At 68.9% G+C, this 12615-nt stretch carries 6 protein-coding genes and 5 tRNA genes; 6 read left to right on the forward strand and 5 right to left on the reverse strand.

The features are described from left to right. Positions 1 to 10 precede the first annotated feature (10 nt). From VDQ83_RS09195 to VDQ83_RS09210, 4 genes are read left to right on the forward strand one after another with little or no spacing between them, the layout of a single operon-like run. Positions 11 to 814: a MipA/OmpV family protein gene (locus VDQ83_RS09195; RefSeq protein WP_455434688.1), complete on the forward strand. Its 804-nt coding sequence runs from the start codon at positions 11 to 13 to the stop codon at positions 812 to 814. A 20-nt stretch (positions 815 to 834) separates the two neighbouring features. Then, positions 835 to 1950 carry an efflux RND transporter periplasmic adaptor subunit gene (locus VDQ83_RS09200; protein ID WP_455434689.1) on the forward strand — a complete coding sequence of 372 codons (1116 nt, stop codon included), beginning with the start codon at positions 835 to 837 and terminating at the stop codon, positions 1948 to 1950. Further along, entirely contained in the window at positions 1947 to 5027 is a 3081-nt protein-coding gene (locus VDQ83_RS09205) for an efflux RND transporter permease subunit (RefSeq protein WP_455434690.1), read from the forward strand. The genes VDQ83_RS09200 and VDQ83_RS09205 overlap by 4 nt, the downstream gene beginning before the upstream one ends. Continuing rightward, positions 5027 to 6904 (forward strand): esterase/lipase family protein, encoded by a 1878-nt coding sequence (locus tag VDQ83_RS09210; protein WP_455434766.1) that lies wholly within the window; start codon positions 5027 to 5029, stop codon positions 6902 to 6904. The genes VDQ83_RS09205 and VDQ83_RS09210 overlap by 1 nt, the downstream gene beginning before the upstream one ends. A 64-nt stretch (positions 6905 to 6968) precedes the next feature. Here the strand turns inward: VDQ83_RS09210 and VDQ83_RS09215 are convergent. The 5 genes from VDQ83_RS09215 to VDQ83_RS09235 form a co-directional block, all read right to left on the reverse strand. Next, positions 6969 to 7044: transfer RNA gene (locus tag VDQ83_RS09215), tRNA-Glu, on the reverse strand. Between the two features lie 45 nt (positions 7045 to 7089). Then, positions 7090 to 7165: transfer RNA gene (locus VDQ83_RS09220), tRNA-Ala, on the reverse strand. A 105-nt stretch (positions 7166 to 7270) separates the two neighbouring features. Continuing rightward, positions 7271 to 7346: transfer RNA gene (locus VDQ83_RS09225), tRNA-Glu, on the reverse strand. 48 nt (positions 7347 to 7394) lie between these two features. Then, a tRNA-Ala gene (locus tag VDQ83_RS09230) sits at positions 7395 to 7470 on the reverse strand. 530 nt (positions 7471 to 8000) lie between these two features. Beyond that, positions 8001 to 8087: transfer RNA gene (locus VDQ83_RS09235), tRNA-Leu, on the reverse strand. 134 nt (positions 8088 to 8221) lie between these two features. Here VDQ83_RS09235 and VDQ83_RS09240 point away from each other — a divergent pair. Together VDQ83_RS09240 and VDQ83_RS09245 are read left to right on the forward strand one after the other, a co-directional pair. Then, entirely contained in the window at positions 8222 to 8602 is a 381-nt protein-coding gene (locus VDQ83_RS09240; protein WP_263394614.1) for a response regulator, read from the forward strand. 118 nt (positions 8603 to 8720) lie between these two features. After that, positions 8721 to 12566 (forward strand): PAS domain-containing protein, encoded by a 3846-nt coding sequence (locus tag VDQ83_RS09245; RefSeq protein WP_455434691.1) that lies wholly within the window; start codon positions 8721 to 8723, stop codon positions 12564 to 12566. The last annotated feature ends 49 nt before the right edge of the window (positions 12567 to 12615 follow it).

The raw sequence follows: 12615 nt of genomic DNA on the forward strand, positions 1-12615 counted from the left end.
GAGACCGCTCATGAAAACCATCGCCTTGCTCCCGCTCCTGGCCTGCGCCGCATCACCGCTGGCGGCCAACGCCGCAGATGCGGACGCATCCGGCTTCCGCCTGTTCGGCCACCAGACCGAACTCAGCGTGGGTGTCGCCGCAGTGGCGGCGCCGCGCTACTTCGGCTCCAGGGACGATCGCGTGCAATTCGCCCCGCTGATCGCGGCGCAGAGCGGCGTGCTGTTCTTCGACAGCGTGCGTGGCCTCGGCGCGCAATTCCAGAGCGATGGCGGCTTCTACGTCAGCCAGTCGTTCGGCTACGACCTGGGCCGGCTGGACCGCAACAGCAGCTGGCGCCCGGGTTCCAGGACCCTGGCCGGCATGGGCGACGTGCCCGGCTCGATCACCAGCCGCACCATGGTCGCGCAGCAGTTCACCCCGTATCTGATGCTGGACGCCGAAGCCGAATTCGCCGTGAAGGACGGCGCGCGCCGCAACAACTATCGCGCCGGGGCCAAGTTCACCCTGCTGCAGAACGACAGCGACACGCTGACCATGAACCTGGACGCGCACTGGGGCGACCGCCGCTACAACCAGGCCTATTTCGGGGTGACCGATGCGCAGAGCGCGCGTAGCGGGTTGGCCGCCTACAACGCCGGCTCCGGCCTGTACGCCTATTCGGTCGAGGCCAACTGGGACCACGCGCTGTCCAGGCACTGGAGTACCTCGCTGACGGTCGCCGGCACGCGCTATGTCGACAACGCCGACGGCAGCCCGATCGTGCAGCGCCGCGCCTTCGCCAGCGCCATCGGCGCCGTGACCTACACCTTCTGACCCGCCCACGTAGAACGCCCATGAAACCGAGTCTTGCGATGTTCCTTTGCGTCTGCGTGCCATTGGCTGCAGTGTCGTTGACCGCCTGCAGCCGCGACACGCCGCCGCCTGCGGAAGCGCCGCGCGCGGTGAAGCTGGAGGCCGTCGGCAGCCGCGACGACACCGACGGTCATCGCTTCGTGGCCCAGGTGCGCCAGGCGCAGCGTGCCGAGCTCGGCTTCGAAGGCGGCGGCCGCATCGCCTCTGTCGAGGTGGACGTCGGCGACACGGTGCGCCAGGGCCAGATCCTGGCGCGGCTGGATCCGGAGCCGAACCGCTTGCGCGCCGAGCAGGCCGAGGCCAACGTCCATATCGCGGCCGCCGACCTGCAACAGCAGCAGACCCAGCTGGCCCAGCAGCAGGCCATGTTCGAGGACGGCGCCGCATCCGCGACCACCTTGACCGCCGCCAAGACCGCGTTCGCCAGTGCGCAAGCGCGCCTGCGCAGTGCGCGATCGGACCTGGCGCTGGCACGCCGCGGCTTGCGCCAGGCCGATCTACGTGCGCCGTTCGACGGCAGCGTGGTGGCGCGGCTGCAGCAGCCCGATGCCAACGTGGCCTCGGGCCAGCCGGTGCTGCAACTGGAAGGCCGCGGGCATGCGCAGGTGACGGTCGCGCTGCCGGCGGCGCTGGCAGCGGCGCTGCGTCCCGGCCAGGCGGCGGCCGCGTATCGGGCCGACGGGCCCGGGCAGGCGCTGCCGTTGCGACTGCGCAGCGTATCCGATCGCCTGGACGGTGGCGCCACCGTGCAGGCGCTGTTCGAAAGCGCCGACGACAGCACCCGCCTGCGCAGCGGCGAGAACCTGCTGCTTGCACTGCCGCAGGAGCGGACACCGCCATTGAGCGTACCGCTCAGCGCGGTGGTGCCGAGCATGGGCAACGGCAAGCCGATGGTGTTCGTCTACCAGGACGGCAACGCCACCGTGCGCCGCCGCCAGGTGGTGACCGGGAATGCCGAAGGCGGCCGTGTGCAGATCCATCAGGGCCTCGACGCCGGCGAGCGCATTGTCGCTGCGGGCGCGGCCTTCCTCAGCGACGGACAACGCGTCGTCCCTTTCCGCCCCGCTACCCGCCTGACCGGCAACGCCTCGCCATGAACCTGACCCGCGCCACCCTCGCTTCGAGCCGCTTCGCGCTGTTCACCGCCGTGCTGATCCTGATCGGCGGCATCGTCACCTTCCTCGGCTTCCCTTCGCAGGAGGAGCCCAGCGTCACCGTGCGCGACGCGGTGGTGCAGGTCGCGTTTCCGGGCATGCCCAGCGAGCGCGTCGAGAATATGATCGCGCGCCCGCTCGAGGAACACCTGCGCGAACTGAGCGGCATCAAGAAGATCGTCACCACGGTGCGGCCGGGCAGCGCGATCGTGCAACTGACCGCGCGCGACGACGTCGACGACCTGCCCGCCCTATGGCAGCGGGTGCGCACCAAGGCCACCGACGCGAGCGCCGAGTTGCCGCCGGGCACGCAGGGGCCGTTCGTCGACGACGATTTCGGCCGCGTCGCGATCGCCTCGATCGCGGTGACCGCGCCGGGCTTCACCACCAGCGAGATGCGCGCGCCGCTGCGGCAGATGCGCGAGCAGCTGTACACCGTGCCCGGCGTGGAGCGCGTCAGCTTCCACGGACTGCGCGAGGACCGCATCTACGTCGCCTTCGAGCGCACCCGGCTGAGCGAGGCCGGGGTGACGCCCAGCGCGGTGGCGCAACAGCTGCGCACGCAGAACGTGGTCGCCAGCGGCGGCCAGATCGCCGCCTCCGGCCTGGCGATGACCGTCACCGCCTCCGGCGAGATCCGTAGCCTGGAGGAACTGCGCGACACGCTGATCTCGGTGCCCGGCGCCGACGGCGCACGCCAGATCCCGCTGTCGCAGCTGGCCCGCGTCGAGCTGATGCCGGCCGATCCACCGGAGAGCGCCGCCATCTACCAGGGCCGACCGGCGGTGGTGGTGGCGGTGTCGATGGCGCCCGGCTACAACGTCGCGCAAGTGGGCCAGGCGCTGCGGCAGAAGCTCGGCGAGACCGCGCGGATGCTGCCGGTCGGCTTTGCCCAGCACGTGGTCACGTTCCAGGCCGACGTGGTCGAGCGCGAGATGGGCAAGATGCATCACGTCATGGGCGAGACCGTGCTCATCGTGATGGCGGTGGTGATGCTGTTCCTGGGCTGGCGCACCGGCCTGATCGTCGGTGCGATCGTGCCGCTGACCATCCTCGGCACACTGATCGTGATGCGTGCGCTGAGCGTGGAACTGCAGACGGTGTCCATCGCCGCGATCATCCTCGCGCTGGGGCTGCTGGTGGACAACGGCATTGTCATCGCCGAGGACATCGAGCGCCGCCTCGCAGCCGGCGAGGAGCGCCGGCACGCCTGCGAAGCAGCCGGGCGCACGCTGGCGCTGCCGTTGCTGACCTCCTCGCTGGTCATCGTGCTCGCGTTCTCGCCGTTCTTCTTCGGCCAGACCAGCACCAACGAATACATGCGTTCGTTGGCGATCGTGCTGGCGGTGACCCTGCTCGGCTCGTGGCTGCTCAGCGTCACCGTGACCCCGCTGCTGTGCATGTACTTCGCGCGCGCACACGGCACTGCGCATGCGGAAGGCGCCGACCACTACGACTCCAGGCTGTACCGCGGCTACCGGCGCATCATCGAAACCCTGCTCGGACACAAGGCGCTGTTCCTCGGCAGCATGCTGCTGCTGTTGGCGGTGGCCGCCACCATCCTGGGCGCGATTCCCTACAGCTTCCTGCCCAAGTCCGACCGCCTGCAGTTCCAGATGCCGGTGACCCTGCAACCGGGCAGCGATGCGCGCGAAACCTTGCGCACCGTGCAATCGATCAGCCGCTGGCTGGCCGATCGCGAACGCAACCCCGAGATCGTGGACAGCATCGGCTACGTGGCCGACGGCGGGCCGCGCATCGTGCTGGGCCTGAACCCGCCACAGGCCGCGGCCAACATCGCCTACTTCACCGTCAGCGTTCGTCCCGGCACCGACCTCGACGCGCTCATCGCCCGCGTCCGCCAGCACATGCGCCAGGGCTATCCTGCCGTGCGCGCCGAGCCCAAGCGCTTCTCGATGGGCTCGACCGAATCCGGCGTGGCGATCTACCGTGTGGTCGGGCCGGACGAAGCGCAGTTGCGCCGGATCGCCGCCGGCATCGCCCAGGCCTTGCGGCAGCTGCCCGGGACCATCGACGTCAGCGACGACTGGGAGATCCGCATTCCCCGCGTCGACGTCCGCGTCGACCAGGTCAAGGCGCGCCGCGCCGGAGTCGGCAGCGACGACATCGCCCAGGCGCTGCAACTGCGCTACAGCGGCATCGATGCCTCGGCGATCCGCGACGACAGCGTCAACGTGCCGATCGTGCTGCGCGGCGGCGCCGGCGAACGCGACGCGGCCAGCGATCCGGGCAGCACCCTGCTCTACCCACCATCCGGTGGTGCCGCCGTGCCGTTGTCGGCGATCGCCGAGATCGCCCTGTTCTCCGAACCGTCGGCGATCCAGCGCCGTAACCTGAGCCGCGCCATCACCGTCACCGGGCACAACCCGGGCATGACCACCGACGAAGTCGTGACCGCCCTGGCCGACAAGGTCGCCGCGCTGCGCCTGCCGCCCGGCTACCGTATCGAAATGGGCGGCGAACTGGAGGATTCGGCCGAGGCCAACCAGGCCTTGCTGCAGTACATGCCGCATGCGCTTGGCGCGATCCTGCTGTTGTTCATCTGGCAATTCAATTCGTTCCGCAAGCTGTTCATCGTCGTCTCCAGCGTGCCGTTCGTGCTGATCGGCGCCGCCCTCGCGCTGCTGCTCACCGGCTATCCGTTCGGCTTCATGGCCACCTTCGGCCTGCTCGCGCTGGCCGGCATCATCGTCAACAACGCGGTGCTGCTGCTGGAACGCATCGATGCCGAACTTGCGGACGGCCTGAGCCTGCATGACGCGGTGGTCGCGGCGGCGGTCAAGCGCCTGCGCCCGATCGTGATGACCAAGCTGACGTGCATCGTCGGGCTGGTCCCGCTGATGCTGTTCGCCGGCCCGTTGTGGACCGGCATGGCGATCACCATGATCGGCGGCCTGGCGCTGGGCACGCTGGTCACGCTCGGCGTGATCCCGGTGCTGTACGAACTGCTGTTCGCGCTGCGCACCGGCCGCAGCGCGGCACGGGCGGCCGCGGCGTGATCGGCCAGCGCAAGCCCGGCCGGGCCTGGCGCCTGCTCGCCGTGCTGTGCCTGGCGCTGGGCGCAAGCGGCTGCGCCATGGTCAAGCTGAAGTCGGTGAGCGCAGCCGAGTACATCCAGGCCAAGCGCGGCGACCCGCTCACCACCGGCCATCTCAGCGCCCCGGCGATCGAGACACTCGCCATGCTCGGCCTGAGCGAAAGCGCCTGCAGCGCCCGGACCCGCTACTGCGCCGAGCAGTTGCTCGACAACGATGGCGTAGCGCAGGAGCGCACGCTGGCGACCGTCGCCGAACTGTGGTTGCAGGCGTCGCTGCATCTGGCCAAGCGCCAGCCGCGTAGCGACGCCGAACTGAGCGCATGGCTGGAAACCGCGCGCTACGCCTATGCCTACCTGTTCTTCAGCGCTCGCGCGCCCAGCGAACGCGCCTTCGAGGATCGCCAGACCCAGGTACGCGACTACTACAACTACGCGGTGCAACAGGCAGTGTCGGCGCTGTTCGTGCGCTATCGGCAACAGGGCCAGCTCGCCGACAGCGCGGCGGAATTGTCGGCCCTGCCCGGCTGGAGAATCATGCTGGATGTAGGCCATCTGGGCGCGTTGCAGGAAATGCGGATGCCGGACACGATGTTGCCGGCCAGCGGCCTGCGCTTCACCGGGCTGCGCAGCGTCTACCGACGCGACGGGTTCGGTGCGGAGATGGTCGCGGTACTGCCGAACGCGGCCTCGTTGCGCGACGCGGCAAGCGCGCCTGACGAGACGAGCCCGGCCTACAGCGAAATGCCGACGCCGAGCCTGACCGTGCTGCTGCGCTTCGATGGCGACAGCCTGGCCAAGGTGCTGGCCAGTCGCGCCGTGCGGGTGGAAGCCTACGATCCGTACCTGAGCGCCGACGCCACGTTGGGCGGCCACGCCGTTCCGCTGGCCGGCAACTTCAGCGCCGGCCACGGCGTGTGGATGGCGCGCTCCGGTTTCGCCGCGCAGTCGTTGCGCACGCTGTTCGGCATGGCCCGTGGCATCGACCGGCCGCACATCTTCCTGACCCAGCCCTACGATCCCAACCGCCGCGTGCTGGTGCTGCTGCATGGCCTGGCCAGCAGCCCCGAGGCCTGGGTGAACCTGGCCAACGAGCTGCTCGGCGACGAACAACTGCGCGCCCGCTATCAGATCTGGCTGGTCTACTACCCGACCAACCTGCCGATCGCCTACAACCACATCGAGATCCGCAAGGGCCTGCAGCAGGCGCTGGACCATTTCGATCCGCACCGGCGCAGCGCCTCGGCGCACGGCATGGTGCTGGTCGGGCACAGCATGGGCGGCGTGCTGGCGCGGTTGATAGTGTCCTCCAGCGGCGGCGACCATCTGTGGCAGCGCCTGTTCGGCGACGGTGCGCTCGACCCGCAGGCGCAGCAGGCACTGCGAAACAGGCTGTCGCCGATGCTGCATTTCGAGCCGATGGCGGAAGTCTCCGAGGCGATCTTCCTTGCCTCGCCGCATCGCGGAACCCCGCAAGCGAGCGGCATGCTCGGCAGCCTGGTGGGCGGCCTGATCGGCATGCCCGCGCGCATCCTCGACCAGTTCAAGGACATCGCCGGCACCGGTCTGGTCGGCAAGCTGCCGACCAGCATGGACAACCTCAGCGACCACGACGACTTCGTCCAGGCCGCGGCGGACCTGAAGATCTCGCCGAAGGTGACCTTTCACTCGATCATCGCCCGCCGCGATCCGCGCGTGCCGCTGGCGCGATCCGACGACGGCTTCGTGCCCTACTGGAGCGCGCATCTGGACGGCGCGGCGTCGGAAACCGTCATCACCTCCGGGCACAGCGTGCAGGAAACTCCGCAAGCCATCCTGGAAATCCGCAAGCTGCTGCGTTGAAGAAAACGCACGGCGCGTCGCAGACAAAAAAACACCCGGCAGTGCCGGGTGTCTTCTTGCGAAATGGCGTCCCCACGGGGATTCGAACCCCGGTCGCCACCGTGAAAGGGTGATGTCCTAGGCCTCTAGACGATGGGGACGCTGATGGTGTTGCCGCTTTGCGGACAGGCCTATGTCCGAAAACTTGGTGGAGCCAGCCGGGATCGAACCGGCGACCTCTTGCATGCCATGCAAGCGCTCTCCCAGCTGAGCTATGGCCCCACGTGTACTGGCAGAAGCGGAATCGTACCCGATTCCCGCGGAATGTACAAATCCCGCACAAAAAAAGTCCGGCAGCGCCGGACTTCAGATGTCTTGCAAATAAAATGGCGTCCCCACGGGGATTCGAACCCCGGTCGCCACCGTGAAAGGGTGATGTCCTAGGCCTCTAGACGATGGGGACGCTGATAACGATGTAGCTTTTGCGGACAGGCCTAGTGCCCGAAAAAGTTGGTGGAGCCAGCCGGGATCGAACCGGCGACCTCTTGCATGCCATGCAAGCGCTCTCCCAGCTGAGCTATGGCCCCACGTGTGCTGCGAGGAGCGGAATATTAGCGATGGCGCCCGGCACGCGCAAGCGTTTTTTGAAGTTTCTTCACTGTGGCGAGCCGCGCGATCGGCGCGTGCGCAGGCGCAAGCGTCGATCGCGCCCTGCTCGACAAGTCGAACGCGATCCATTGCGGCCTTGGAAAACCCGGATGCCGCATGCGTTGTACCCATGCGCCGGACCGAAGACGCACAGGCGCGCCGCATTCCAAGCAGCTGGCCAACTGCCGTTTCGGTCCTGCATATGGCCCTGGTCCTGCGGCGCAGGAATGCATCCGCGCGCGAACACGCATCCGCAGCGACAGCGGGTTCCGTAGCTGCAAGCGGCGTACGTCTGCACGCGATCGCGCGCGGCAAGCGCGAACGATCGCCCGGCTCCCACGCAGAAGGTTCGGCTCAAGGAAACTCGGAAGCCATCTTGTCCTGCGTGGCCGGGGCTGCCTGGCAGCGCCGCAGGCGCCGCAACACGTGCGGCGAAAAAACAAACGGCAGCCGAAGCTGCCGTAGGTCCTGGTGCCGAAGGTGGGACTCGAACCCACACGCTTTTAAGGGCGGCGGATTTTGAGTCCGCTGCGTCTACCGATTCCGCCACTTCGGCGCGGCCGCGAAGTATAGCCGACCGTATCGGCCTGCGACAGGGGTAAATCCTTCATCTTCGCCGGGATCGGGGTCTAGCCGAGGCCGTCGCCGCTGCCGCTATAATTTCTGTTCCCAAACCTTAACGAGCAAGCGATGTCGGCATTGCAGGGCCTGCGCATCCTGGTGGTCGAGAACGACGAAATGAACGCCACGCTGCTGGAACTGCAGCTCGCTCAGGCCGGCGCCGAAGTGCTGGGCCCGGCCGAGTCGGTACGGCAGGCGCTTGCGCTGATCGAGCAGGAGCGACCGGACCGCGCGGTGCTCGATTTCCGCCTGGCCGCCGGCGAAACCAGCGAAGCGGTCGCACGCACGCTCACCGAGCATGCGATCCCCTATGTGCTGGCCACCGGCGTCGCCGCCGAATCGCTGCCTGCCGGCTTCGCCGCCGGGGTCGTGCTGACCAAGCCTTACCTGTCGGAACAGCTGATCAAGGCGCTGCTCGATGCTCACGCGAAAATGACCGCGCGGCCTTGACAATCCCGGGTCGGGAGCCTGCCCCACGGCAGGGATAGACTCAAGGAACACCGCCATCGACGCCCATGACCGCTCGGCCCCACCTGTCTGGCTGCCCGCCAACAGCGCCACGGGAGCGTTGCTGTGCGCCACCGATTGGTCCGGCCACGAACTGGGGCCGCTGCAGGAATGGCCGCAGAGCCTGCGCTCGGCGCTGTCGCTGTGCCTGAACTCGCGCTTCCCGATGGTGATCCGCTGGGGCCAGCGGATGATCAACCTGTACAACGACGCCTACATTCCGATCCTCGGGATGCGCCATCCCTTCGCGTTCGGGCGCGCCTCGGCCGAGGTGTGGCCGGACGTGTGGCCCACGGTCGGGTTGCAGGCCGAACGCGTGCTGGCGACCGGCGAGCCGACCTGGAACGCGCACGTGCCGTTCGTGCTGACGCGCAACGGCTACGACGAAGAGGCGTATTTCACTTTTTCCTATAGCCCGATCTTCGACGACCACGGCGGCATTGGCGGCGTGCTGTGCGTGTGTACCGAGGACACCGCGCAGATCAGGCTGGAACGCGAGCGCGATGCGCTGTTGAAGGCGCTGGACGCGCAGCGCACGCAGATGGCCGACGCGTTCGAGCAGTCGCCGGCGGCGCTGGCGATCCTGCGCGGCCCGGACTACGTGGTCGAGAGCGTCAATCGGCGCTACCAGCAACTGGTCGGGCCGCGCGAGGTCGTCGGCAAGCCGCTGGCCGAGGCGATCCCGGAGATCCTGCAGCAGGGCTTCATCGACCTGCTCGACAACGTGCGCACCAGCGGCCAGCCGTTCACCGGCGAATCGATGACCTTCAACCTGCGCCGAACGCCGCACGAGGCGGTCTCGGAGACTACGCTGGAGTGCGTGTACCAGCCGATGCGCGACGCCGAGGGCAACGTCACCGGCGTGCTGGTGCACGGGATCGACCGCACCGAGCAGGCGCGCGCGCAGGCCCACGACAGCTTCCTGCTGATGCTCGAGGATGCGCTGCAGAACCTTGACAGCGTCGAGGCCATCTGCGAAACCGGTGCCGCGCTGCTCGGCCAGCACTTGCAGGCGAACCGCTGCGCCTATGCGATCGTCGACACCGACGAGGACGCCTTCGACGTGCGCGCCGACTACGTCGACGGTACCGCGCACCTGACCGGCCGCTCGCGTTTCAGCGATTTCGGCAGCGACCTGCTCGACTGCGTGCGCGAGAATCGGCCGTGGGTGGTGCAGGACACCGAGGCGCATTCGCCGCCGCTGCGCTTCGACGATCCCGGCTACAGGCGCCTGGGCATGCGCGCGATCCTGACCGCACCGTTGCACAAGGCCGGCCGCCTGGTGGCGGCGATCGGCGTGCATCAGGTGCAGCCGCGGGTCTGGACCTCGGCGGAAATCGAACTGGTGCGGCTGGTCGCGGCGCGCTGCTGGGAATCGATGGAGCGCGCCGGCGCGCAGTCGGACCTGGCACGCAGCGAGGCGCGCCTGCGTGAGCTGGCCGACGCGATGCCGCAGATCGTGTTCACCGCCACGCCCGAGGGCGATGTCGACTACTTCAACCGGCGCTGGTACGAGTACACCGGGCTGCCGCCCGGCGACCGCGGCCCCGACAGCTGGCGCGCCGTGCATACCGAGGAAGGCCTGGCGCGGGTGATGCAGGCCTGGCCGGAGGCCGTACACAGCGGCCGGCCGTACGAGATCGAGTACCCGTTGCGCCGCCACGACGGCAGCTACCGCTGGCATCTGGGCCGTGCGCTGCCCATCCGCGACGGCGACGGCCGGATCGTGCGCTGGATCGGCACCAATACCGACATCCACGATCGGCGCGTGGTCGAACAACGGCTGCAGGAAAGCGAACTGCGCTTCCGCAACCTGTGCGACAACGCGCCGGTGCTGATCTGGATGGCCAACGCCGACGGCGATTGCGAGTACGTCAGCCGCCAGTGGTTCCTGTTCACTGGGCAGACCGAGCAGGAGGCGATGGGCTCGGGCTGGATGGAGAAGATCCATGCCGACGATGTCGCCGCCGTCGGCCATGCGCTGACCCGCGCCGCCGCCGATCGCCGCGCGTTCACCATCGAATACCGGCTGCGCCGCCACGACGGCGAATACCGTTGGTGCGTGGACACCGCCACGCCGCGCTTCAGCGCCGCCGGCCAGTTCCTCGGCTTCATCGGCTCGCTGATGGACATCGCCGAGCGCAAGCGGATCGAGAACGCCACCGCCGCCGAACGCGCGGCGCTGGAGATGATCACCACCGGCAAGCCGCTGACCGCGGTGCTCGAAGCCATCGCGCGCGGCATCGAGGCGCAGAGCGACGTGGGCCTGCGCTGCACCATCATGCTGGTCGACGAACACCGCCAATGCCTGCTGGAAGGCGCCGCGCCGAGCATGCCCGCGGTGTTCCGCAAGACGGTGCAGCGCCTGCCGATCGGCGAGCACAGCGGCAGCTGCGGACGCGCCGCGTTCCTGCGCCGGCAGGTGCTGTGCAGCGATGTGCGGGTGGACGCGAACTGGCAGCAGTATCTGGTGATGGCGGCCGAAGCGGACATCGTCGCCTGTTGCTCCACCCCGATCCTGGCCAGCGACGGCCAGGTCCTGGGCGTGGTCGCGCTGTACTACCCGTTCGTGCACTACCCGACCGCGCACGAGCAGGACCTGGCGCGCTCGGCCTCGCACCTGGCCGGCATCATCATCGAACGCCGCGAGACCGACCTGCGCCTGCAGCAGCTGCTTGCCGCCGAGCAGAGCGCGCGCGGCGAGGCCGAGCGCGCCAGCCGCATGAAGGACGAATTCCTGGCCACGCTGAGCCACGAACTGCGCACCCCGCTCAACGCGATCCTGGGCTGGTCGCGGCTGATGCAGGGCGAGGCGGTACGCGAGAAGGACCTGACCCGGGGCCTGGAGGTGATCGAGCGCAGCGCCCATGCGCAGGCGCAGATCATCGACGACCTGCTGGACATGAGCGCCATCCTGTCCGGCAAGGTGCGCCTGGAACCCGCCGAGCTGGACCTGTGTGCGCTGGCGGGCGAAGCGATCGATACGGCTCGGCCCGGTGCCGAGCGCAAAGGCATCGACATCGTCCTGACCCCGTGCAGCGACAGCGCCACCCTGCCCTATCTCGGCGACGCGGTGCGCCTGCAGCAGGTGCTGACCAACCTGATCGGCAATGCGATCAAGTTCACCCCTAGCGGGGGCAAGGTCACGGTGACGCTCGACCATAGCGCCACCCATCTGCGCATCAGCGTCAGCGACAGCGGCGCCGGCATCGACCCGCTGTTCCTGCCGCACGTATTCGACCGTTTCCGCCAGGCCGACGCCAGCAGCACGCGCAGCGCCGGCGGCCTGGGCCTGGGCCTGGCGATCGCCAAGCAACTGACGGAAATGCACCACGGCCAGCTGTCGGTCAGCAGCGAAGGGGTCGGCCTCGGCGCCACCTTTACCCTGCTGCTGCCGCGCAACGACCTGCCAGGCCTGGATCCGGCGCGGCGCAGCGACAGCGCGGCGCTCGCCGCCGCGGCGATGCAGCGCGGCAGGATCCGCCTGAACGGGCTGCGCGTGCTGGTCGTCGACGACGACATGGATTCGCGCGGCGTCACCCAGCGCTTCCTGCAGCAAGTCGGCGCGGTGGTCGACGCCGCGGTGTCCGCCGACGACGCCGAATCCCTGCTGCGCGAGCGTCCTTACGACCTGCTGGTCAGCGACGTCGGCATGCCGCGCCGCGACGGGCACAGCCTGATCCGCAGCGTGCGCGCCCGCGGTGCCGGTGCGGCCAGCCGCATCCCGGCGATCGCGTTGACCGCGTACGTGCGCGGCGAGGACCGCTCGCTGGCGCTGGAAGCCGGCTTCAACGCGCATCTGGGCAAGCCGGTGGACCCGGCCAAGCTGATCGCGCTGGCGGCCTCGCTGACCCAGCCGCAGATCGCCGCCGAGCAGGATCCGAACGCGCACACCGAACCGGCCTGAGCCGGCGCGGCAACGCTGCGCGCCGTGCGTCCCGCGGCCCGGCCAGCGG

It is taken from the genome of Xanthomonas sp. WHRI 7945 (assembly GCF_035026585.1).